Annotated in this window: 25 protein-coding genes; 6 read left to right on the plus strand and 19 right to left on the minus strand. The window is 38.9% G+C overall.

Going from position 1 to position 22,958, the window contains the following annotated elements; genetic code table 11:
- Positions 1 to 5 precede the first annotated feature (5 nt).
- The 5 genes from GH754_RS09990 (at position 6) to GH754_RS10010 (ending at position 2,494) form a co-directional block, all read left to right on the plus strand.
- Positions 6 to 482: a Na+/H+ antiporter subunit E gene (locus GH754_RS09990; protein ID WP_153728564.1), complete on the plus strand. Its 477-nt coding sequence runs from the start codon at positions 6 to 8 to the stop codon at positions 480 to 482.
- Between the two features lies 1 nt (position 483).
- Complete coding sequence (locus tag GH754_RS09995) at positions 484 to 786, plus strand: Na(+)/H(+) antiporter subunit F1 (RefSeq protein WP_153728565.1); 303 nt, start codon at positions 484 to 486, stop codon at positions 784 to 786.
- Positions 767 to 1,114, plus strand: coding sequence for a monovalent cation/H(+) antiporter subunit G (gene mnhG / locus GH754_RS10000; RefSeq protein WP_153728566.1), 348 nt, complete (start codon positions 767 to 769; stop codon positions 1,112 to 1,114). Before GH754_RS09995 ends, mnhG begins: the two co-directional genes overlap by 20 nt.
- Before the next feature lie 453 nt (positions 1,115 to 1,567).
- Complete coding sequence (gene sigK, locus GH754_RS10005) at positions 1,568 to 2,236, plus strand: RNA polymerase sporulation sigma factor SigK (protein WP_153728606.1); 669 nt, start codon at positions 1,568 to 1,570, stop codon at positions 2,234 to 2,236.
- 84 nt (positions 2,237 to 2,320) lie between these two features.
- Positions 2,321 to 2,494, plus strand: coding sequence for a hypothetical protein (locus tag GH754_RS10010; protein WP_228550211.1), 174 nt, complete (start codon positions 2,321 to 2,323; stop codon positions 2,492 to 2,494).
- A gap of 66 nt (positions 2,495 to 2,560) precedes the next feature.
- Here the strand turns inward: GH754_RS10010 and mtnN are convergent, their stop codons facing one another.
- Positions 2,561 to 3,256: a 5'-methylthioadenosine/S-adenosylhomocysteine nucleosidase gene (gene mtnN, locus GH754_RS10015; RefSeq protein ID WP_323741958.1), complete on the minus strand. Its 696-nt coding sequence runs from the start codon at positions 3,254 to 3,256 to the stop codon at positions 2,561 to 2,563.
- Position 3,257: 1 nt separating this feature from the next.
- Positions 3,258 to 4,055, minus strand: a complete 798-nt coding sequence (locus GH754_RS10020; RefSeq protein WP_194841327.1) for a YrrS family protein — start codon at positions 4,053 to 4,055, stop codon at positions 3,258 to 3,260.
- 204 nt (positions 4,056 to 4,259) lie between these two features.
- Between GH754_RS10020 and GH754_RS10025 the strand changes: the two genes are divergently transcribed.
- Positions 4,260 to 4,505 carry a KTSC domain-containing protein gene (locus GH754_RS10025; RefSeq protein ID WP_153728569.1) on the plus strand — a complete coding sequence of 82 codons (246 nt, stop codon included), beginning with the start codon at positions 4,260 to 4,262 and terminating at the stop codon, positions 4,503 to 4,505.
- A 7-nt stretch (positions 4,506 to 4,512) separates the two neighbouring features.
- Here the strand turns inward: GH754_RS10025 and GH754_RS10030 are convergent, their stop codons facing one another.
- From GH754_RS10030 to GH754_RS10110, 17 genes are all read right to left on the minus strand, one after another.
- Entirely contained in the window at positions 4,513 to 6,252 is a 1,740-nt protein-coding gene (locus tag GH754_RS10030; protein ID WP_153728570.1) for a peptidoglycan D,D-transpeptidase FtsI family protein, read from the minus strand.
- A gap of 642 nt (positions 6,253 to 6,894) precedes the next feature.
- Entirely contained in the window at positions 6,895 to 7,371 is a 477-nt protein-coding gene (gene greA / locus GH754_RS10035; RefSeq protein WP_153728571.1) for a transcription elongation factor GreA, read from the minus strand.
- Positions 7,372 to 7,525: 154 nt separating this feature from the next.
- Positions 7,526 to 8,161 carry a uridine kinase gene (gene udk, locus GH754_RS10040; protein WP_153728572.1) on the minus strand — a complete coding sequence of 212 codons (636 nt, stop codon included), beginning with the start codon at positions 8,159 to 8,161 and terminating at the stop codon, positions 7,526 to 7,528.
- Positions 8,162 to 8,300: 139 nt separating this feature from the next.
- Positions 8,301 to 8,942 carry an O-methyltransferase gene (locus GH754_RS10045; RefSeq protein WP_407690663.1) on the minus strand — a complete coding sequence of 214 codons (642 nt, stop codon included), beginning with the start codon at positions 8,940 to 8,942 and terminating at the stop codon, positions 8,301 to 8,303.
- 112 nt (positions 8,943 to 9,054) lie between these two features.
- A complete protein-coding gene (gene mltG / locus GH754_RS10050; RefSeq protein WP_153728573.1) occupies positions 9,055 to 10,176 on the minus strand; it encodes an endolytic transglycosylase MltG in 1,122 nt (373 codons plus the stop codon).
- Between the two features lie 133 nt (positions 10,177 to 10,309).
- Entirely contained in the window at positions 10,310 to 10,597 is a 288-nt protein-coding gene (locus GH754_RS10055) for a DUF1292 domain-containing protein (RefSeq protein ID WP_153728574.1), read from the minus strand.
- A gap of 11 nt (positions 10,598 to 10,608) precedes the next feature.
- Positions 10,609 to 11,022, minus strand: a complete 414-nt coding sequence (ruvX, locus tag GH754_RS10060) for a Holliday junction resolvase RuvX (protein WP_153728575.1) — start codon at positions 11,020 to 11,022, stop codon at positions 10,609 to 10,611.
- Positions 11,019 to 11,291 carry an IreB family regulatory phosphoprotein gene (locus GH754_RS10065; RefSeq protein WP_153728576.1) on the minus strand — a complete coding sequence of 91 codons (273 nt, stop codon included), beginning with the start codon at positions 11,289 to 11,291 and terminating at the stop codon, positions 11,019 to 11,021. The genes ruvX and GH754_RS10065 overlap by 4 nt, the downstream gene beginning before the upstream one ends.
- A gap of 65 nt (positions 11,292 to 11,356) precedes the next feature.
- A complete protein-coding gene (gene alaS, locus GH754_RS10070) occupies positions 11,357 to 13,993 on the minus strand; it encodes an alanine--tRNA ligase (RefSeq protein WP_153728577.1) in 2,637 nt (878 codons plus the stop codon).
- A 462-nt stretch (positions 13,994 to 14,455) separates the two neighbouring features.
- The gene (locus GH754_RS10075) at positions 14,456 to 15,532 is read right to left on the minus strand and encodes an AI-2E family transporter (RefSeq protein WP_194841328.1); all 1,077 of its coding nucleotides are present in this window, start codon (positions 15,530 to 15,532) and stop codon (positions 14,456 to 14,458) included.
- 143 nt (positions 15,533 to 15,675) lie between these two features.
- Positions 15,676 to 15,867, minus strand: a complete 192-nt coding sequence (locus GH754_RS10080) for a hypothetical protein (protein ID WP_323741965.1) — start codon at positions 15,865 to 15,867, stop codon at positions 15,676 to 15,678.
- A 71-nt stretch (positions 15,868 to 15,938) separates the two neighbouring features.
- Positions 15,939 to 18,269, minus strand: a complete 2,331-nt coding sequence (recD2, locus tag GH754_RS10085; RefSeq protein WP_323741959.1) for an SF1B family DNA helicase RecD2 — start codon at positions 18,267 to 18,269, stop codon at positions 15,939 to 15,941.
- Between the two features lie 59 nt (positions 18,270 to 18,328).
- Positions 18,329 to 18,997 carry a tetratricopeptide repeat protein gene (locus tag GH754_RS10090; protein WP_153728579.1) on the minus strand — a complete coding sequence of 223 codons (669 nt, stop codon included), beginning with the start codon at positions 18,995 to 18,997 and terminating at the stop codon, positions 18,329 to 18,331.
- Between the two features lie 117 nt (positions 18,998 to 19,114).
- Complete coding sequence (mnmA, locus tag GH754_RS10095) at positions 19,115 to 20,230, minus strand: tRNA 2-thiouridine(34) synthase MnmA (RefSeq protein ID WP_153728580.1); 1,116 nt, start codon at positions 20,228 to 20,230, stop codon at positions 19,115 to 19,117.
- A gap of 13 nt (positions 20,231 to 20,243) precedes the next feature.
- Positions 20,244 to 21,386, minus strand: coding sequence for a cysteine desulfurase family protein (locus GH754_RS10100; protein WP_153728581.1), 1,143 nt, complete (start codon positions 21,384 to 21,386; stop codon positions 20,244 to 20,246).
- Between the two features lie 23 nt (positions 21,387 to 21,409).
- A complete protein-coding gene (cymR, locus tag GH754_RS10105) occupies positions 21,410 to 21,832 on the minus strand; it encodes a cysteine metabolism transcriptional regulator CymR (protein ID WP_323741960.1) in 423 nt (140 codons plus the stop codon).
- Complete coding sequence (locus GH754_RS10110) at positions 21,765 to 22,463, minus strand: YczE/YyaS/YitT family protein (protein WP_228550213.1); 699 nt, start codon at positions 22,461 to 22,463, stop codon at positions 21,765 to 21,767. The genes cymR and GH754_RS10110 overlap by 68 nt, the downstream gene beginning before the upstream one ends.
- Positions 22,464 to 22,958: the final 495 nt, after the last annotated feature.

Genomic DNA, 22,958 nt, shown 5'->3' on the forward strand with positions numbered 1-22,958 from the left:
AAGCGATGCCATTACAAATTGTTTTTAATTTAATAATTGCGATTATGTGGATGTTTTTGCAGGAAGATTACACATTCACCCAATTCTTCGTAGGGTATGTTGTCGGGATTTTCCTATTATTAATCATGCAGCGTTTTATTCCTGATACATTCTACATGAAACGTGTCTTTCGCATAATTAAGCTAATTTTTTTATTCGTAAAAGAATTGATATTGTCAAACATAAACATATTAAAGCTAGTTTATAAACCAAAGCTAAATTTTCAGCCTGGTATTTTCGCCTTACCTACAGACCTTAAAAGCAACTGGGAGATTACCTTACTTGCAAACTTAATCTCCTTAACACCTGGTACATTATCCATAGCAGTCTCCCATGATCACGCCTATCTTTATATACACGCTATGGATATACCAGATGCAGAGGAAGAGATTAATTCGATTAAAGAAACGTTTGAAAAAGCTATTCTGGAGGTGACCAGATAATATGGAACATGAGCTATCACCCCTGTTAGAAACAGTCGTCATTATCTGCATTGTTGGAATATCCATTTCCATTTTTATTTTATTGTATCGCGTGCTAAAGGGACCCACGAATCCTGATCGGGCCGTTGCACTAGATACTATTGGCATTAATTTAATGGCTCTTGCTGGATTGCTTGCTATCTTTTTAGTTACTACTCAATTTAATGATGTCATATTATTAATCGGTATCTTACTGTTTATCGGCACAATTGCTATCGCAAAATTTTTAGAAAAGGGTGTTATCATTGACCGAGATCATAATTAGTATTCTATTATTGATTGGCACCTTTATTGTGATATCTGGTTCACTCGGTATTTTACGATTTCCCGATGTTTATACTAGATTGCATGCTGCGACAAAAGCATCGACATTAGGTGTAGCCAGTATACTACTCGCCGCTTTTCTATTCATGTATTTCGATGCGGAAATTGTTAGTGGGAAACTAATCTTAGGTATTATCTTTATTCTACTAACCGCACCGGTCTCTGGACACATGATTTCCCGAGCAGCCCACAATAGTGGGGTCAGGCTTTGGGAAGGTAGTGTTAAGGATGATTTTGATGAGAATAAGGAGAGTATGAAAAATCATTAATAGGGAGGACACAGCTTCAGTGATGGGGCTGTGTTTTTTTGTGTTTATGGGGGTTGTTGTGCTGCGTGTGTGGGTGTAGTGCTTGTGCGGTGTTGTGCTGAAGTTCCTAGGTAGAATGCTAAAGATTGAAGATAAATGCTTAAGGAGGATGAATTTGCTGAAGAAATGACACTTGATGATGATAATGGCAGTGATGACGCTAAAGTTTAGCCCAAAATACATGAACATCCTCTCTCATTTGCTAAAAGCAGCTCCGAGCTGTCTATCTCACTCAGAAAACAAAGCCCCACAAGGGAATCAAGTAAAAAAATACCATCAAAAAATTCGTTTTTGGACAGACACAAAATAAAACATCTCCTCATAGTGTGAAGATATAGGCTTTTGCCTAAATGCTTAACGGAGGTGTTGCAATTGCTCAGTATATTAAAAACGTTAGCATTATTTGTGAAAGAAATGTTCTTCTTTGCCTCCTATATTAAAAATAATGCTTTTCCTCAACCCCTTTCGTCAGAGGATGAAGCGAAATACTTAAGATTGATGCAGCAGGGTGATGAACACGCAAGGAATATGTTAATTGAACACAACCTGCGACTCGTTGCTCACATTGTAAAAAAGTATGAGAACACCCGTGAAGACCAGGAAGACTTAATTTCCATCGGTACAGTTGGACTTATTAAGGGAATCGAAAGCTACTCACCTGATAAGGGGACTAAACTAGCCACATATGCAGCGCGTTGTATTGAGAATGAAATTTTGATGTTTTTACGCTCTTTAAAGAAAACGAGAAAGGATGTTTCCTTACATGACCCAATTGGACAGGATAAAGAGGGAAATGAAATTTCATTAATGGATATATTAAAAATGGATAATCCTGATATTGTGGATCGTATCCAAACAAATATGGAAATTGAAAAGGTGCATGAATTTTTAAATATTTTGGATGAGAGAGAAAAAGATGTGATCATGAAGCGGTATGGGTTAGGAAATTTTAAGGAGCTAACACAGCGAGAAATTGCTAAAAACCTAGGGATATCCAGAAGCTATGTATCAAGAATTGAAAAAAGAGCACTTATGAAAATTTATCATGCCTTTCATCGGGAACAAAGAAAATCCAACAACTAAGCAGCTTCATTAGGCATTGTCCTATACAATTAAGTTCACCTCTGCATATGGTATGGATAAGAGCACTAAAATGAGGTGATGGCATTGTTCTATGACGGCTATATACCATATGGCTCACCGTATGGCTATGGATACCCTGAGCCTTATGGGCCTTATGGATACAATGGGTATGGTGGCTTTTGGTTAGCTCTAGCAGTAGTCCTATTGATACTCTTGCTCATTTTCGGCGGTTATTATTATTATCAATACTATCTATAAAAAAGCTACAGTCCTTCACAAGCAAAAAGGGGACTTTCTCTTGAATTCGAGAAGGTCCCCTTTTTTCTATGATAACTGATCAATAATATTCATAATAAGGGTCGCTGCATGCTTAGCAGCTTTATCTAAATATTGATCGAAGGATACAGACGAGTCCTTTCCTGCAATATCTGATAATGAGCGAATAATGACAAAAGGCACCTGATACTGATGACTAACCTGAGCGATAGCTGCTGCTTCCATCTCACTTGCCTCAATTTTCGGAAACCTCTCTCGCACAAATTGAACACGTTCCGCATCGTCCATAAATGAATCACCTGTTGCGATTAATCCTTTTACAGTCTGTACATCAGGTAGACTCTCTGCCGCTTTTATTGCCAAGGAAATAAGGTTCTCATCCGCTTCAAAATAAGTAGGCAACTGTGGTACTTGTCCATAGTCATAATTAAATGCCGTTACATCTACATCGTGATGTACAATCCTGTCGGAAATCACAATGTCCCCTACCTCTAATTGCTTTGCAAAACCACCTGCTGACCCTGTATTAATAATATATTCAGGTTGATATCGCTCCATTAAAATGGTAGTAGACATGGCCGCATTGACTTTTCCAATCCCCGATTTAAGTAAAACCACCTGAATACCATGTAATTGACCTTGATAGAATAAAGAACCTGCAACTTTTTCTTCATACTCTATAGTCATTTTTGATTTTATTAGCTCTATTTCTTCATCCATTGCTCCAATTATGCCTACAGTCACACTATTCACCACTTTCTTGTTGTTCGGTTTGTTCCTCTGTATTTACATCATTTTGATTAGCTTGATCGTCTTGTTCACCTTCATCATTTGCAAATCGGTCTTTTTGATCGTTTTCTTTTAATTCTTCTACTTTTGTCGGTTGCCATCCTTCATTTGCAACCCATTGTAAATACACACGATAGGTTTGTGTTTCAGCTTTGTCTGAAATCGTTGTGACAACTCTTTGTGGGTCACCACCATTTGTTACCCACCAATTGATGGTATCACCTTCACTTAAACCTGCTCCATATGCTGCAGCTCGCCACATCTCTTCCCAGTCCACTGTTCCTTTTTCGTATGTGGTTGTATGTGGTTCCTCTTGTTCTGTGCCAATCGGCTGCCAATCTCTTTCAATCACTCGTAAGACATTTGGGTCCTCACTTGTGCTGATATTCTCACTGGATGTTTCAGGTAAATCCTCATTTTCATTGTTTTGCTCAGCTGATTCTTCGCTCGTATTTGTTGATTCATCCTCGTTTTCTACAGTAGAATCTTCTGATTGGTTGTTCTCGTCTTCAGTTTCTGACGGTTCACTTGTTGCTTCCTCTGCTTCTTCCCCACTGCTACTCGCTTCATTCTCTTGTTCGTTTACGGAATCTGTTGTCGCTTGTTCTTCTTCGTCATCAAAAATCCAAGTAAAGGCGAGAAATACTCCTAATAACACAGCTAAAATAATTAGAGAGTTAATTAATTTTGTATTTTTCCTCCGTTTACTGTACTTATCTACCCTAGAATCATCATCAAAGAATGAATTAGACACGACATATCCCTCTCCCTTCAACAAAAGTATACCGATGGTTGTCCCAGTTGTAAACTTACATCTCTATTACAATTATTTTAGCATACCTGCAAGTTCCCCTTCGTCGATTCCCCATTTTTTATGTCAAAATTTTTCTAGTTTTGACATAACGGAAGGACTTGCTACATATACATCTAATATTCTATGTGAGAAAGGGGATTGAATATGAAAAAAACCATATTTAACCAAGACTTATGGAACCTAACTGAGTTCAAAGAAATCGGATATGATAAAGAGAGTCAAAAGCTTTTTATCTTTTATTTGAATGGGCAGATAGTTGAATTTCATTCTATTAGTGAACAAGACATTTTTCAATTCATTACAGCCTGCGACAAGGAAAAATTAGTTGAAATATTTAAAGCGCAGTTCCCTTTTATTCAGCATCAAAATGATGTTTCAATCTCGATATAATTAATTGTTACTCTATATCGTTTATAAACTGTACCATGTCTTTATAAACAGAATATATATTCGATGAGCTATTGGGTTGGTGGTGTAGATCTACAGCCACCATAGCGTATTTAGGCTTTTCATATGGAAAGAAACCACCAAACCAATAGTTCTCAAAGTCTGTTTTATTATCCCCGTCTGTATCCATTTCAGCTGTTCCCGTTTTACCAGCGACTGACAAGCCCTTTAATGATTCGGCTGTTCCTGATTCTGTAACAAGATGAAGTAATGGCTTTAATTTTGTTGCGGTGTAGGGCTCTATTTGACTTTGGTCCTGTGTTTGTTCTGCAAATGTAGTCATTGTCGCACCATTTTGATATAAAATACGATCGACAACTCGCACACTTTTTTTCTTGCCATTGCTAGCAATTGTAGCCATCATGTTGGCAACAGCCAATGGTGTTACTTTCACATTTTTTTGGCCAATTGATGTTTGGATAATGGCTTTTTCAACAGATTGGTCAGCTTCATTCCCCCATATTTGTCCCTGTTCTTCTTCTGGAAATTGTTCAAAACCCTGATAACGAAATACATCTCCACGCCAACCTACTGGACCTAATAACCCAAGCTTTTCTGCATATTTTTCAATCAATTCTTTATCTTGATTCATTAATTCGATTCCGAGCTGTCCAAATGCACGATTACAGCTTTCCGCAAAGCTTTGTTCAAAATTTAAGTTTCCAAGGTCTCTTGATGATTTCTTTTTCCCATACATATGTAATGAACAATCAAATGACCTCGCCTCATCTACCAAACCTGCTTCAATCGAAGCTGCTGCAATAACGGTTTTAAACACAGAGCCAGGGAACTGTTGAGTTAGCATTTGGTTTCGAATACTTTCCTTCTGATAGGGGTTATTAGGATTGATATGAGGACGACTTGCCATTGCCAGCACATCTCGAGTTTTTACATCTAGTAGAACGATACCGCCTTTGTTGATTTCATACTTATTTAGTAGCTCCTCTGCTTTTTGTTGCAAATTTTGATCAATGGTTGTTTTGACTTTTACAGGATAGAAGCCATTTTCATATCCAGTATATTTTAAGTCAAAACCAAACATTGGGCGTCCATTCCCATCCACATGGAAAAGAAGCTGCTCTTGTTCGCCTTCGATTAGGAAAGAGTCAAACGCCTTTTGCAGTCCTGATATCCCCACTCTACTCGTTTTAAGGTCATTCTTTTTTCCGTATCTCTCCTCATAAAGAGAAGGGTTGTTTCTCACTAGTCCTATCATATGCTGAGCGATATCTGGGTCTTCGTTTTGATAACGTTCGACTAGCTGAACCCCTTTCATATCCTTTTTCTCTAATTGTTTGAACTGGTTTTCTGTAATCGTTACTGGCAATAAATCGGTTAAAAAGATAGGCGAATCCTCTTGAGCCAATTCACCAATCATTCTTGTTTCTGAAATATTTAATATTTTTGCTATCTGTTTATAGGATTCTTCTACCTGTTTCATTCCTGGGAACATAACGACATCATAGATTTTATTATTCCCTATAGCCTCACCATCCCTGCTCAAAAACAATCCCCTTCCTGTCGATAAAGACATTTGGTGGGACCTTTGGGCAACGCTTCGCTCTAACAAATTTACATTTTTTGGTCCATAATTCTTTGTGGACAGTAATTGAATGTCTGCTAATTGGTATAGTATTGTCGAAAACAGCAGGATTGCTATAAAAATTAAAACATTGATACGTTTTTTCATTGTCTTCACCCAATAGCATTTTCACCAGAAAACAGTGGCTTAAAACCTTTGAAAAACATCTTTCTACCAGTAACCGCTATAGTGGGCCTTAAAACGTATGACTGTTCTCATAAACATTGTTGCAGTAGATATAAATTGCGACATACCACTGCTGCGCTGAGGTTCTTTAGCATTGACACCAATACACGCGTAAAGAAATATTCATGACGTACTAGGTAAAAGAATGAAATATGCGTTACAGGGTTACTAATGACAAACGAATTATCAGCGGAAACAGAAAACGGGCGTCATGACTCACTTATGACACCCGTTTATGGCTCTTTGCTGTTCTTTCGGCGTCATGAACCCCGCATGACACTCGCTTTTGGCTTATTACTGTTTTTTCGGGCGTCATAAACCCGGCATGACAGCCGCTTTTGGCTCATTACAGCTTTTCCGGGCCTCACGACTCACTCATGACTACCGAAAAATTCTGCTGAAACGATAAGCATGCATCGGCATCTGAACGGACTTGGTGAGTCTTAAAGCTTTATAAATACGTTGCAGTTTCTATCTTTTTAGTCAAAAACCCCATTCTCATAGAAGGTGTGATGCCAAACATAAAAAAGGAGCGAATCCGTGGATTCGCTCCTTTTTTCACTACTATTCAACTTTAATAATTTTCACATTAATTTCTCCACCTGGCGTAGCAACAGCGACTTCTTCACCGACTTCTCGTCCAAGTAAACTTTTAGCCATTGGTGAATCATTTGAAATTTTCCCTTCAAATGGATCGGCTTCGGCGCTACCAACAATCGTATAGCTCTCTTCATCTCCATCAGGTAATTCCTGAAATGTAACTGATTTACCTAATTGAACAATATTTTGATTTTCAGTATCGTTTTCAATGATTACAGCGTTACGGATCATTTTTTCAATTTGAGAAATTCTAGATTCAACAAAGGCTTGCTCATCCTTTGCAGCATCATACTCGGAGTTTTCGGATAAATCACCGAATCCCCTTGCGATTTTTATACGTTCTACTACTTCTTGACGTCGCTCGGTCTTTAAATGGTGTAGTTCTTTTTCGAGTTTTTGTTGACCTTCTTCAGTCATATAATAACTTTTTTCAGTTGCCATATCCCTAAACACTCCTTCATTACCATTCAGATATAAAAATGAGCAGCACATGCTTGTGCGCTCAAGTCTTCCCCTATTTTACCATTTCTACCCTGTTTGAAGGTTACTAACATTTACTATGGCAGATTTTATGAATTTTTTCAATACCTTTTTGTTACATAATGGAACGTTCTTCAAGGATACTCCTAACCTTTGTCGTCATTAAATCAATGGCTACTAGGTTTTGTCCACCCTCTGGAATAATAATATCGGCATAACGTTTGGTCGGTTCAACAAATTGCAAGTGCATCGGTCTTACAACATTCTCATACTGTTCAATAACCGATTCGATGGACCTACCTCGCTCTTTAATGTCTCGCATCATTCTACGGATGATTCGAATGTCTGCATCAGTATCAACGAAAACTTTGATGTCCATCATATCTCGTAAACGTTGGTCTTCTAAAACTAAAATTCCCTCTAAAATAATGACATCCTTAGGCTCTACATGTACCACTTCATCTGACCTTGTATGTAGCTTGTAATCATACACTGGCTTTTTTACCGGCTTGCGGTCTATTAAATCATTGAGATGCTCAAGTAATAAATCATTATCAAATGCTAATGGATGATCATAATTTGTGTTAAGTCTTTCCTTTAGTGGTAAATGACTTTGGTCTTTATAATAATAATCCTGTTCAATCATTAATATGGTTTTATCAACAAAGTGCTGATAAATAGACCTTGTAACGGTTGTTTTACCAGATCCTGTGCCTCCAGCGACACCAATTACTACTGGTTTATCTGCCATCTTAGCTAGTGCTCCTTTCTCGTCATGTTATCAGCTTATACAGGTTCACTTGATTTTATTTTATACTATCAGAAATTATCCGTTTCGTCGGATGATAGTATAAGAAAAACTAAACAATTTCACATACATGATGAGAAATCTATTTCCTTACAGTAAGGGCCACCCCATCACCAACCGGAACAATAGTAGTTACAAAATCGGGATGGTTGAGTATCCAATTGTTAAATGCTCGGACCTTTTGCCCGATTTTTTGCATTCTTCCCTTTTGAGCACCTTCCTGGTCATCGACTACATATCCTTTAAATAAGACATTATCGGTAATGATTAGACCATCTTGGTGAATTAGTTGCTCATACAGCTCAAAGAACTGTTGATACTGTCCCTTTGCTGCATCAATAAAGAAAACATCATAGGGGCCTTTCTCTTTAACTGTTTCATAAACTTCTAAAGCATCCCCAAAGATAACATCGATACGTTCACTGAGATTTGTTTCTTTAATATTGGCTAGAGCCTGCTGGTATCGACTTTCATCTCTTTCCACTGTTACGATTGTACTATCTGTTGTCGCCTCGGCCATGCGTATAGCAGAGTATCCAATAGCAGCTCCAATTTCCAATATATTCTTAGGCTGTTTAACGCGAAGCATTTGCTTTAAAAGCTCGATTCCTAAAGGCTCCATGATAGGAATTTTATTTTCAGTTGCATATTTCTCCATTTGTAACACTTGGTCGCTTTTAGAACCAATTGTGGATATTAAATATTCATTTATGGCATCGTTCACCCAGAGTCCCTCCAAAGAGATAAGTTTTAACAACCATCCTATTTTAACATTACAAAAGTAGGGTATGCGAATAGATTGCAAAATACCCTACTTTTGAATTGGGAAGCTAGAATTAATGATGAATATATTTTTCTCGTTTACGGTTATGCTCTGCATTCGTTTCAGAATAATAAATAGTTCCATCATCTGATGCAGCAAGGAAATACAAGTAATTTGAATCCTTTGGTTCAACGACTGCTTGTAGTGCATTCTCTGCGAAGTTTGAAATCGGACCTATAGGTAGGTCGGCATACATATACGTGTTATATGGGGAGTCTATTTTTAAATAATCATTTAAAACACGATCTTTATGCTCGCCTAACGCATACAGTACTGTCGGGTCAGTTTGAAGTGGCATACCCTCTTCCATCCGATTGTAGAAGACACCAGCAATTAACCTGCGATCCTTATATTCCCTAGCTTCATTCTCGACAAGGGATGCCATGGTTACTGCCTCATGTATCGTTAGCTCGTACTTCTCAAACTGATCCATATATTGAAGAACAACCTCTTCGGTTTTATCCAGCATTTTTTCGATAATTTGTTCTGGGGTAGGATCTTCCGTAAAAAAGTCGTAAGTAGCTGCAAATAAGTAACCCTCTAAATAATACCGAATATCATCTTTTAAAATATCCTCTGTTAGGACAGGATATAGTTCAATTAAGGATTTTACATACTCACGATCATTTACCCTTTCAAGAAATTCCTCTTCTTTTACCGAAGTATGATTCGCGAAAATGGAAGCCATTTCCTCTATCGTTTTTCCTTCAGGGATAGTTACCCTTACAACGGCCTCTTCCATTACACTACCCGTTTTCAATGATTCAATAATTTCGTCTAAGGTCATAGAAGGTGATAATTCATATTCGCCCGCTTGGAAATCAGCTTCATTTTTAAATTTTACATAGTAACGAAAAACGGTCCCATTATTAATGATGTTTTCTTGTTCTAGAATGGATCCAATTCTCGACACCGTAGATCCTAGTGGAATTTCAACATTTTTCACTTCATCACTGTTCGGTGCAACTGGTTCTAATGCAGATTTCACATAATAATAACCGGATACACCCACAGCAGTTAATATAACGAGAATGATAGCTAGAACAATTAATACAACTCGACGTACGGTTCTAGCCTCTTCATAGCGATTTTTTATCTTTTTCTTTTGTTGATCATCTTGATTTGAAGTAGACAATCTCGTCCCCCTCCTTCCATCTGCTACATTATACTACAAAAAAATACTATTTTTCTACGAAGTAACGAGAAAAAAGCAGAAAAAAATCTCTGTCCCAAAGAAGGTACAGAGATTTCTCTTTCCTTTAACGTCTTTACGATTCTTCGTTTTCCTCTTCCTCAGTAAAAGTAGCAAGCATTTCTTCAACCATATTCCATTCTTCATCTGATTCAATTTGGTGTAGAGTTAAATCATCCTCTTTACTTTCTTCATAGCGAAATGCAAAAACTTCCTGTTCCTCCGCCTCTGCTTGCTCAACTGGTACAACGACCATATAGGAGCTCTCTGTTTGGTCCACATCAAAGGTGAATAGGACCTCAAATAGATGTTCCTCACCAGATTCATCAGGAATAATAATCCGTTCTTTTTCTTCTAGAGCCATGTTGATCCTCCTTAAGATTTAGCATCCAAATAGCTTTGTAAAATGATAACCGCCGCCATTTTGTCTATTACTTTTTTTCGTTTAGCACGGCTCATGTCCGCTGATAATAACACTCGCTCAGCGGCCATGGTCGTTAATCGTTCATCCCATAAATCAACGGGAATTTGAAATTCTTCTTTCATCTGGGCTGCAAATTCTTCACAGGCCATCCCACGTTCTCCTACTGTTCCATTCATGTTTTTGGGATGGCCAACTACTACTTTTTCGATTTGATGTTCACGAATGATTTGGCCTAACTCATCAGTAACCGTGGAAAATTGTTCATTCCACTTGATTGTTTTTATTCCTTGTGCCGTCCAACCAAATGCATCACTAATGGCTACACCAATCGTTTTTTCGCCCACGTCTAACCCTAATATTTTCATTTACTTGCTCCATTATGCTCATTTAAGTAAAATTTCACTAGTTCTTCAATTAATTCATCTCGTTCTAGCTTTCGGATTAAATTTCTTGCTTCCTTATGACGAGGGATATAGGCTGGATCCCCAGACAATAGATACCCTACAATTTGATTAATGGGATTGTAACCCTTGTCCTGCAAAGCAGAATGAACAGTTAATAATATATCATTCACATTGCGTTCAAAAGGCTCTTCCGAAAAATTAAACTTCATCGTTTGATCATTTGAATTCATGGCGACAAGACACTCCTTATGGAAAGAATTTCATCTACTTTCTATTATAAAGGCTTATGGGGCAATCAGGAAACAGTTTGTACATATTCTTTGGCAAAATTAATAGCCTCATCAATTTGATCTGGATTTTTCCCACCAGCTTGTGCCATATCTGGACGGCCACCACCGCCACCGCCACAGCGGGATGCTGCTTCCTTGATAAGCTTCCCAGCGTGATAGCCTTGATCTATTAAATCCTTTGATACACCTGCAGCTAGCTGTACTTTTCCGTTACTTGTTGCACCGAGTAGTATGATTACAGAGCCTAGTTTCTGTTTCATTTCATCAACCATATTTCTCAGCGCATTCATATCGGAGACATCGACTTTAGCAGCTAGGACTTGAACTCCGTTTACCTCTTCAACTGAATCCATAATGCCCTTTGCTTCTACATTGGATAATTTTGCTTTTAACGCTTCATTTTCTCGCTCAACATTCTTTAACTCTGAATATAATCCCTCAATACGAGTTGGGATTTGGTCCTGTTTTACCTTTAATAAATCACCTGTTTCCTGTATTAATTGCTCGCGATCTTGAACCCATTGGTAAACCCCTTTACCCGTAAGTGCTTCGATTCTTCTCGTACCTGCCCCAATACCTGATTCAGCTGTGATTTTAAACATGCCGATTTCCGCAGTGTTGGAAACGTGACATCCTCCACATAGCTCAATACTGTAATCTCCAACAGATACGACTCTTACTTCATCTCCATATTTTTCTCCGAATAGAGCCATTGCCCCCATTGCCTTGGCTTCGGCAAAGCTTTTATATTCAGTTTGCACAGGAATAGATTTCCATACTTTCTCGTTTACTATTCCCTCAATTTGTTCTAGCTCTTCTGTAGTGACTTGACCAAAATGAGTAAAGTCAAAGCGTAGTCGTTCAGGAGAAACTAATGAACCAGCTTGATTAACATGCTCACCGACGACATCCTTAAGAGCTTGATGTAAAAGATGTGTAGCTGTGTGATTTTTTACAACCTGCGAGCGAGATGTCCAGTCCACAAGTGCCTGTACTTGATCTCCCTTTTGTAAAACGCCTTCTTCAACGATTGCTCGATGTAGGTTTTGACCATTTGGTGCCTTTTGGACATCCTCGATACTAACCTTCACACGTTCTGAGGTTAGCACACCTTTATCGGCCACTTGTCCGCCGCTCTCTGCATAAAATGGAGTACGATCTAAAAATAGATATACCTCATCTCCAGCATTCGCTTCTGAAACAAGCTGGTCATCTTTCACAATTTCCTTAATTTCAGATTCAGTTTGTAAATCATCATAACCAACAAACTGACTTTCAAAGGTAATGTCACGTAAAACACCGCTTTGGACCTTCATTGATTCTACTTTTTGTCTAGCCTGGCGTGCTCGAGTACGCTGAGCTTCCATCTCTTTCTTAAATTCTTCCTCATCAATGGTAAACCCTGCTTCTTCGACATATTCTTCGGTTAATTCCTTGGGAAATCCATACGTATCATAAAGTCTAAATACTTCCTTGCCTGGAAAAACACTGCTTCCTTTAGCCTTTTCTTTTTCAATTACTTCTCTTAAGATAGCTAACCCGTCATTTAAGGTTTCGTGGAAGCGTTCTTCTTCTGTTTTAATGACACTTGCGATAAACTCTTGCTTTTCCTTTGTTTCAGGGTAGAAGTCCTTCATAATATCGGCAACATCCGGAACAAGCTTGTGCATAAATGGCTGTTCGATTCCGAGCTGTTTTGCATATCGCACAGCACGTCGTAGCAGCCTTCTTAATACATATCCGCGCCCTTCATTTGAAGGTAGAGCGCCGTCCCCAACTGCAAAGCTTACCGTACGAATGTGGTCAGCAATTACCTTGAAGGCCACATCCTGCTCTTCTTTTTCTCCATATTTGACTCCAGCAATCTCTGATGTATGTTGAATAATAGGTAGAAATAAGTCTGTTTCAAAGTTGGTTTTCGCATCCTGGATAACGGAAACCATGCGCTCAAGACCCATACCAGTATCAATATTCTTCTTTGGTAGCGGAGTGTACGTATGATCTGGGTTATGATTGAATTGAGAAAAGACAAGATTCCAAATTTCTAAATAGCGTTCATTTTCTCCGCCTGGATATAGCTCTGGATCATTGGGGTCATTCCCATAGTCCTCTCCTCGATCGTAGAAAATTTCCGTATTTGGACCACTTGGCCCTTCCCCAATATCCCAAAAATTTTCCTCAAGACGAATAATGCGCTCCTCAGGCAACTTAATATGATTTGACCAAATGTCATACGCCTCATGATCCTCAGGATGTACAGTAACAGAAAGTCGCTCAGGGTCAAAACCGATCCAGTTCGGACTTGTTAGAAATTCCCAACCCCATTCAATAGCCTCTACCTTGAAGTAATCACCAATGGAGAAATTACCTAGCATTTCAAAAAACGTATGGTGGCGTGCTGTTTTCCCTACATTTTCAATATCATTGGTACGAATTGATTTTTGCGCATTGCAAATTCGTGGATTTTCCGGTACCACTCGACCATCAAAATATTTTTTTAACGTAGCTACTCCACTGTTAATCCATAATAAAGTAGGGTCTTCAACCGGAACTAATGAAGCACTTGGCTCTACACTATGTCCCTTTTCCTTGAAAAAATCAAGAAACATTTGCCTTACTTCAGCTGATTTCAACGTTTTCATTTCCTAACACTCCTTCTAATAATAAATATGTATTTACGTAAAGAAAACTTGGCTAGCGCCATTCCATAAGACGTCGGTGGTATTTTAGATGAACTTATACTACACGCCTAAATAGCCTATAAATTCTGATAGTATAAAAAAACTCCCATCTCTGCATGACAGCAGGGACGAGAGTTTTCGCGGTACCACCCTGGTTATGGACTGATTGATGTCCACCACCTCTTACGCTTTAACGGTGCGCTACCGGCGGGGATTAGCCGCACTCTGGATTAGCTTTCCAAGACCCTTCATCTAGAGTTCCTTCCAGCCTCGGGAACTCCTCTCTGAATTACGTACTTCGTAATATTTAGACGGGAATCAAGTACTTAGATCCTTCTACGTTTTCCTATTCGTATCATTATGCCGATATTATAGACTACAGCAGGTGGCCTGTCAATGTTTTGACAATTACAGGCCTGATTTTTATTTAGAAGACCAAGCAGCTCTTATTTTCTTAATCACTGGTGTCGGTTCTACAAATACTTTAATAATTGTTAAAACTGGTACTGCTAAGATCATCCCAACAATGCCAAAGGACTCTCCCCCAACTAGTAATGCGATGATAATGAGAACAGGATGAACATGTAGTGATTTTCCCACTATATAGGGTGATAGTAAATTACTTTCAATGAGCTGAACCCCAATCACTGCCAACACCACAAATAGAACTTGTTTAGCTGAAATAGTAAAGGCGATAATTACGGCGGGAATGGCGCCGAGAATTGGTCCAAAATAGGGAATGATGTTGGTTATCCCCATAAACGTTCCTAAAAGTAAAGGGTATCTCATATCAATGAACCAAAGCAAAGTCGATGAAATAACGCCCACGAATAAACAGACGAGGAATTGGCCTCTTAAATATCCACCTAAGCTCTGATCAATACTTCCTAAAAAGGACTGATACTCACTTTTCCGTTTTTTCGGCGTTATAATTAGAAATGCTTTCTTCATTTTAGGAAAGTCCTTTAGAAAATAAAAGACGAGAATGGGGATTACAGCCGCAACAACGACAAAATCAGCGATTCCCGTTAACGAATAGATAATGTTTGTTAATAACTCTACTAGCACCTCTTCAACTTTGACAAATGCATCATCCATTTTTTCGTGTAGGTCCTCTGGAAAATCAGAGGTGCTTACATATAGATTATAGGTCCACTCTTGATAGGTTTGAATAAGCCGTGGCAAATAATCAATAAGACCCTTTAACTGCTTCACAAATACGGGGACGGCTTTATAAATGCCTAAAGTAAGGCCGCCGAAAATTACTAAATAGATGACTAAAATGGCTGCCCACCTCGGGATAAACCGTCCTAATCCCTCCACTAATGGGTACAGCAAATAAGCAATCAGGGATGAGATTAATATAGGTGTTAAAATCGTGAATAAAAACGAGAAAATAAATTGGTAAAAGGGGTACGTCTTTAATAGCAAATAAAAGATTAGCGAAAGAATGAGCGCAACCCCTAACCCATACAATATCCTCTTCTCTTTACTAGTCATCCACAACCCCCTCATTCCTTTAACCCTTTAAAGCAACGAGGGTCTGACCCCCGTTGCTTTAAAGAGTTAAAGTAGAATAGGGCAGCATGATGGCTGCCCTATTTTTTCATATTTGTTCATTTTTCCAAAGATTATTCAGCCCATTACCACTGGGCGGACAAATCTTCTTCATTAAATAAATCATCAAGTGAGGATAGGGAGCCATCCTCCTCCACCTCATGAACTTTAATTCTACCATTGTCTACTGATAGCTCAATAAGACAATTCCAGCAGTAGAATTGTTGATGTCCGATTTTACCTAGATTATGACCTTGACAATTAGGGCAATTCACGATTCGGGCAACTCCTTTGAAGTTCTTTTCTATACATAAGGATTCCCGAGAAAGTGCCCTAATATACTCATAATCTACATAAAATCATATGGAGATAGCTCCTCTTCTTCCTCCTCCCCATCAGACTGTGGTTCTAAATCTGCATTTTGACTTCCAAACATAAACTCAATCCGTTTTGATAGAGTTGTATGACGAATGTTTTGATCCTCCGTTTGGACTCCCTCTAGAAAAGCCCTTTGATCCCCGCAAATAAACAACGACTTTTTACTTCTCGTAATTGCGGTATATAATAGATTCTTGCGTAACATCCGACGATACTCCGGAAGAACCGGCATTACTACAATGGCGAACTCACTTCCCTGTGACTTATGAATGGAAATACAATAGGCGTGCATTAGCTGATGGAGTTCAGAACGTACATAATATACTTCCTTCCCATCAAAGTCGACTACCAGCTGCTCCTGGTTCTCCTCTGTTTCCTCAGCCTTCAACACGGAAATAACCCTGCCAATATCCCCGTTATAGACCCCTTTTTCCGGTTGATTAACGAGTTGAATAACTTTATCACCACCGCGAAAGACCATTTCATTAAACTTCATTGATCGCTTTTGTTTCTTCGGTGGATTCAGCAGTTCTTGTAGTGTTTCATTTAACTTATTTATTCCCGCACTGGACCTATACATAGGCGCCAAAACCTGAATATCCCGAATGGAATATCCTTTATCGACTGCTTTTTTCACCACGTCCTCAATAATCGAAACCGTTCGAGCTTGAGAGGAAGAAAAAAACGTAAAGTCATCCCCACGCTTTAGGGAGTCTTGATGACATTGATTATTTTTGATTTCATGGGCTAACTCAATAATTCGAGAGCCTTCTTTTTGGCGATAGATCTCTGTTAGTTGACAAGTAGGTATTTCATCAGAAACAAGTAAATCAGATAACACTTGTCCGGGGCCTACTGACGGTAACTGATCTTCATCACCTACTAATATGACCTGAGCATGACTTGGGATTGCTCGAAATAATTGATTGGCTAACCAAATGTCTACCATCGAAAACTCATCAATAATAATCAGTTCACCGTCTAGTTGACGGCTTTGGTTAAACTCAAATTCCTCATTCCCAGACCAACCAAGTAAACGGTGAATGGTTTGAGCCTTTAACCCAGTAGCCTCAGACATACGCTTTGCTGCTCGACCCGTTGGAGCTGCCAAAATGAACGGTGATTGATCCTTCTCCTTACGCGCTTGAACCTTCTTTTGATTTAACCGATCATACACACCAATGATTCCTTTTATAACCGTGGTTTTCCCTGTCCCAGGACCTCCCGTTAGAATCATGACCTTTGAGTTTAATGCCTGCTCAATAGCATCATACTGTTCAGGTCCATAACTGATAGATTCATCCTCTTCAATTTCACCGAGTGCCTTCAAAATATCGGCTGTACCATATTCATCGTTCAGTTCTACATCCATAATTCGCTTTAATTGTGAGCTTAAGCCCTCTTCAGAAAAATATAAGGAAGGTAGGTATACTCGATCATCCTCCAAAACCAAGTATTTCTCTTCCGCTAGCTCTCTAACCTTTTGTTCGATTACTTCATTGGTTGTAGTGGATTCAACTTCATTGAGTAATTTTCGAACTTCATCTGAAAGTGTATGAAGGTATTCATAAACATGGCCAAATTGTGATTTTTTCTGTAATATATGGAGACAACCAGCTTGAATACGAGTTGGATGATCACCGGCAATACCAAGGGATTTAGCAATATCATCTGCTCTTCTAAAGCCAAAGCCTTCGATTTCAAATACAAATTGATAAGGGTTCTCCTCTAATAGCTTTAACGTTTGCTCTTTATATAGTTCATAAATTTTTTGGGTAAGTTGTAGTCCAATCCCATAGTCCGCTAACGCCATAACTACCCGTTCAAAGCCTTGATTTTCACGGAGGGTTTGACTAAAACTCTCAATCTTATTATGGGGAAATCCAGGAATTTCGCGAAGTATGCTATCATCCTTTAAAATCCTATGTATCGCATTCTCCCCTAAGGTTTCGACTACCTTTTCAGCTGTTTTCTTCCCAATTCCATAAAAAATATCACTAGATAAATAACGCACTAGACTATCTTTTGTCTTGGGTACCTCTCTCGTATAGGTAAAGACTTGATATTGCTGTCCAAATCTAGCATGCTGATAAATAGAACCATAGAAGATATATTCCTGTTCTTGCTCTAGAGGTGGAAAATGGCCTTTGACAACTAGCTCCTTTTCCTTAATCGGTTCATTTGTATCTAGAATATGGATGAGGGCTATCGAAAATTTCTCCTCTTCATTATGGAAAATCGTTCGAATTAAACTTCCTTTGATATACCCTTTTTCATCCACATTATCGACTTCCATTGCCATGGATCTAACTCCCTTATCAATTCATTCCCTTGGACAACAACATATGCTATCCCAGAAGACTACTCACTTTGGTCCTTTAATATTTCCTCTATCTTTCCTTTTCCGTTTGCCGCTAACAAATGGTCAGGCTGAATTCTTAAGGCTTCATCAAAGTGCTTCAGTGCTTGTTCAATATCCGATCTAAATAAATAGCCAACGCCTAAATTATAGTGGGCATCACTATGTTCCGATTCTAATTTTAGCACTTTTTCCATGATTTCCATAGCTAAATTAATTTGTTCAGACTGTGCCAAAGCTAGTCCATACTGAAATAGAGCATCCACATCATCAGGCTTCAATTCTGATGCCCGCTGTAAATACGGCAAGGCAAAACGTGGCTGTTCTTGTTGTAAGAGAGACATACCGAGCATAAAATAAACATCACTATTTTCTAGCCCCTTTTGAATGGCTGTCTCAAAGTGCTCTTTCGCCTTTACAAAATCATCTTGCTCATAAAATGTATTTCCTAAACCGTAATAAGCAGTCGTAGCATTCTCATCTAATTCGATGGCTTTATCAAAAAATGCCTTAGCGCGGTCAAATTCATTGAGGTGGAGAAGCAGGTTCCCAAAATTTATGTATCCCACTGGGTCATTAGGCTCTTCTTCAATAGCCTCCGTAAATGCCTTACCTGCCTCTTCAAATTTTTGCTCTTTCATGTACTCAATACCTTGCTGAATGTTATTCATTTCCCTTCACTCCTCACTGTTTATTTTACACACTAGAAAGGCCAGAAAAAACTAGTCATTCATCCCTTTCTGAAGAAAAAGCATGAATCCCTGTTAATTCTGACCTGCAAGTAAATCTTAAGCTAAATGTTCAATATAGCTTTCATTCTTTAAAACCCGATCAATGGTACCACCACCAAGACAAACATCTCCATCATAAAACACAACCGCTTGTCCTGGGGTAATGGCTCTTTCTGATTGGGCAAACTCAACTCTGACTTCACCGTTTCCTATAGGGTATACTTTTACTGCACTATCCTTTTGGCGATAACGGAACTTGGCCGTACATTCTAGGGGCTCCTCTAAATTCACCTCTTGAATCCAGTTCAAATCGGTTGCTTCTAACGCGTCTGAATATAAATGGTCATTATCGAAGCCTTGACCTACATACAGTACATTTTCTTTTAGATTCTTTCCGATAACAAACCAAGGTTCACCCGAGCCGCCAATGCCTAAGCCATGCCGTTGACCGATGGTGTAATACATTAAGCCATCATGGTTCCCTTTCACCTCACCAGCCATGGTCGTCATCTTTCCTGGTTGGGCCGGTAGATATTCACTTAAAAATTCCTTGAAGTTTCGCTCGCCAATAAAGCAAATTCCTGTACTATCCTTTTTCGTAGCCGTAGCCAGTCCATGTTGTTTGGCGATTTCTCTTACCTCTTTTTTTGGAATTTCTCCTAATGGAAACATGACCTTAGACAACACATCCTGTGATAACTGGTTTAAAAAGTAGGTTTGGTCTTTGTTGTCATCTACGCCACGTAACATTTGATATTGACCATTTTGCTCACGAACTCTTGCATAATGTCCAGTGGCTAAATAATCGGCACCAAGAGACATAGCGTGGTCCAAAAAGGCTTTAAACTTAATCTCTTTATTACACATCACATCCGGATTAGGTGTTCTCCCTGATTTATATTCATCTAAGAAATAGGTGAACACTTTATCCCAATATTGTTTTTCAAAGTTTACGGAATAGTAAGGAATATCTAATTGATTACAGACACGAACTACATCCTCAAAATCTTCTGTCGCAGTACAAACTCCAAATTCATCGGTGTCATCCCAGTTTTTCATAAATATCCCGACGACATCATATCCTTGCTCCTTTAATAATAAAGCAGCAACAGAAGAATCGACACCACCTGACATTCCCACTACTACTCTTGTATCCTTTGGTTCTTTTTCCATACTCTCACCACCCTTACCTAGTTAATCTGTTAACAATATCTGCTACCTTCTCTGCACTAGTCTTCACTTGTTCTTCGTCGTTAGCAATTCCGAAGCTAAAGCGGATAGAATTGGTTGTTCTTTCGTCATTAGACCCATACATGGCCGATAAAACATGTGATGGTTCAACCGATCCTGCTGTACATGCAGACCCACTCGAAGCAGCAATCCCAGACAAATCAAAGTTGGTTAATAAGCTTTCGACATTTGTTCCAGGAAAACTCAAATTTATGATAGAAGAAACCGTATGCTGGGAATCTCCGTTTATGGTAAAGCTTACCCCTTTTTCCTTTAATCCTTGCATAAATATAGTCTTAAAGGAGTTATATTGATGGTTCCGACCTTCACGTTCATTATTCACCAGTTCCACTGCAGCTTGAAATCCTTTTACGGCTGCCGTGTTTTCCGTACCGGCACGGCGTTTTCTTTCTTGCTCACCACCATATTGGGTTGGTTCGAGCTGAATGCCTTCCCGAACGTATAAAAAACCGATCCCTTTTGGACCATATATTTTATGTGCAGATGTACTTAAAAGATCAACACCTAATTGATTCACATCAATGGAGAGAAGTCCATAGGCTTGAACAGCATCAGTATGAAAATAAGCTTGATGCTCCTTTAAAAGCTCCCCAATGTCTTGAATAGGTTGAATACTTCCCACTTCATTATTCACATACATAACAGAAACAAGAATGGTGTCTTCACGTAGATTGTTCTCTAAGTCTGTTATTGAAATAAAGCCATTTTTATCTACTGGTAAATAGGTTACTTCAAAACCTTGTTTTTCTAAGTACTCTGCAGTTCGTAGTGTAGCATGATGCTCTACAGATGTGGTAATAATATGTTTTCCTTTATGCTGCTCTTGACGCGCCACACCTAATAATGCCATATTATCCGCTTCTGTACCGCCGCTTGTAAACACAATTTCCTTTTCGTTAGCCCCAATACTGTGAGCGATGGTTGAACGTGCCTGATCGAGTATTTTCCGTGCTTGTCTTCCATAATGGTGTACACTCGATGGATTACCAAAAATCCCTTCTAATACAGGTACCATTTCCTTTACCACCTCTGGATGAACCGGGGTGGTGGCTGCATGATCTAAATAAATGTGATCCATATGTCTTCACCTTCTTTATTTGCTTAAATATAGAACATATACCCTTCTTGATGAGGGTCATCATTAAAGCTTGCTAAATCCTTTAGGGTTGTAGTATCTAAGACATCCCTTACCGCATCACGCACTCTAAGCCAAAGCTCTTTTTTGGCTGGCTCTTCCTCTTCCATTCCTTCAACAATCATGATTGGGCCCTCTAAAATTCGAATAATATCACCTGCAGTCATTTGTTCAGGCGATTTCGTTAACAAGTATCCTCCATGTGCACCACGAACACTTTTCACTAGCCCTGCATTCCGTAATGGTGGAATTAATTGTTCTAAGTAATGCTCTGAGAGGTCATGATCTCTTGCAATTGATTTTAATGATAGGGGCTTTTGATCACCGTGATTCTTCGCCAGTGCAATCATAATGGTTAAACCGTATCTCCCCTTGGTTGAAATTTTCACTTCGTTTCCTCCTCCATTGTACATGTTCAATCCATCGTTTAGACTGTGGTAAGGTGTATCCAACAATTGGGCCGAGAGCAAGCGAAGCAACAATAGTGCCTACTCCTACAGGTCCGCCTAATAAATAGCCTGTAATTAATACGAATACTTCAATTCCACTTCTAACCCATTGTACTTTCCAGCCAAATTTTTCTGTCAAGAAGAGCATGAGACTGTCACGTGGTCCTGCCCCCAGGTTTGCTGCTACATATAACCCCACTCCATAACCACAAACAACTAACCCTACTATTAAGGTGAGGATATCCATCCAAATTGGGCCAGGGTCTGGTAGTATGAATAAAAAGATATCTATAAAGACACCAACGAACACCATATTTAATATCGTACCTATTTTGGGCCACATTTTCATCGCAACACATGATATGGTCACAATGACAAGGCCGGCTAAGATACTCCACGTTCCTACCGTAAGTCCAAACTGAAGATATAATCCATAATGAAAAACATCCCATGGGCCTATACCTAAATCTTTTGCTTTTATCATTAACGATATCCCAAAAGCTAAAGCCATGATTCCGATGATATAAAAGGACCATCGAATCCATATACTGTCTTGTTGTTTATCTGTCATCTTGCTCATTCTCCTCTACCTCAAACTCTTTCTACTCGCTCGACTTACAAACAACAGATATTATAGCACGAATAACAAGTCCCTTGCATTTTTAAATCATGACGCTTACGCTAATTAGAAAAATACGAATTACGTCAAACATGGCGAAAGTCGATGTTTTTACTTATACTTGAATCAGACTAAATGAATAAGCTGTTTTCGTAAACGTTTGTTGCTTTTATACTTCGTAGTAGATATAAAATGCGACGTAAATATAGCATGACTTGTTTCCAAATATCAATTTGATGATTGCGGAACCATCGCTACGGAAATACACTTCGCTTTAGACTGTGTCTAATTCGTTTATTTAGAGCTAAACTATTGGAAAACAAAAGCTTTTAACCACGCATTCATCAAAACACTCCAATAGTGGAGGCAGAATACGGAGACTCCTATGGGAGGAAGCGTGGTGAAGACCCCGCAGGAAGCGGTCTTTGCTTCCGAGGAGGCTGAGGC

This window comes from Salinibacillus xinjiangensis, assembly GCF_009649735.1.
In the GTDB taxonomy this organism is placed as follows: Bacteria; Bacillota; Bacilli; order Bacillales; family Alkalibacillaceae; genus Salinibacillus; species Salinibacillus xinjiangensis.

Coding starts and splice junctions, on each gene's coding strand:
- GH754_RS10030 (WP_153728570.1), bottom strand. CDS start 6,252: ATGAAAAAACGTATCAATGTTTTAATTTTTATAGCAATCCTGCTGTTT.
- alaS (WP_153728577.1), bottom strand. CDS start 13,993: ATGAAAACGTTGAAATCAGCTGAAGTAAGGCAAATGTTTCTTGATTTT.
- GH754_RS10065 (WP_153728576.1), bottom strand. CDS start 11,291: ATGAATTCAAATGATCAAACGATGAAGTTTAATTTTTCGGAAGAGCCT.
- mnmA (WP_153728580.1), bottom strand. CDS start 20,230: ATGGAAAAAGAACCAAAGGATACAAGAGTAGTAGTGGGAATGTCAGGT.
- GH754_RS10055 (WP_153728574.1), bottom strand. CDS start 10,597: ATGGCTCTAGAAGAAAAAGAACGGATTATTATTCCTGATGAATCTGGT.
- recD2 (WP_323741959.1), bottom strand. CDS start 18,269: ATGGCAATGGAAGTCGATAATGTGGATGAAAAAGGGTATATCAAAGGA.
- sigK (WP_153728606.1), top strand. CDS start 1,568: ATGTTCTTCTTTGCCTCCTATATTAAAAATAATGCTTTTCCTCAACCC.
- ruvX (WP_153728575.1), bottom strand. CDS start 11,022: ATGAAAATATTAGGGTTAGACGTGGGCGAAAAAACGATTGGTGTAGCC.
- GH754_RS09995 (WP_153728565.1), top strand. CDS start 484: ATGGAACATGAGCTATCACCCCTGTTAGAAACAGTCGTCATTATCTGC.
- GH754_RS10025 (WP_153728569.1), top strand. CDS start 4,260: ATGAAAAAAACCATATTTAACCAAGACTTATGGAACCTAACTGAGTTC.
- udk (WP_153728572.1), bottom strand. CDS start 8,161: ATGGCAGATAAACCAGTAGTAATTGGTGTCGCTGGAGGCACAGGATCT.
- GH754_RS09990 (WP_153728564.1), top strand. CDS start 6: ATGCCATTACAAATTGTTTTTAATTTAATAATTGCGATTATGTGGATG.
- GH754_RS10110 (WP_228550213.1), bottom strand. CDS start 22,463: ATGACAGATAAACAACAAGACAGTATATGGATTCGATGGTCCTTTTAT.
- GH754_RS10075 (WP_194841328.1), bottom strand. CDS start 15,532: ATGACTAGTAAAGAGAAGAGGATATTGTATGGGTTAGGGGTTGCGCTC.
- greA (WP_153728571.1), bottom strand. CDS start 7,371: ATGGCAACTGAAAAAAGTTATTATATGACTGAAGAAGGTCAACAAAAA.
- GH754_RS10090 (WP_153728579.1), bottom strand. CDS start 18,997: ATGAATAACATTCAGCAAGGTATTGAGTACATGAAAGAGCAAAAATTT.
- GH754_RS10100 (WP_153728581.1), bottom strand. CDS start 21,386: ATGGATCACATTTATTTAGATCATGCAGCCACCACCCCGGTTCATCCA.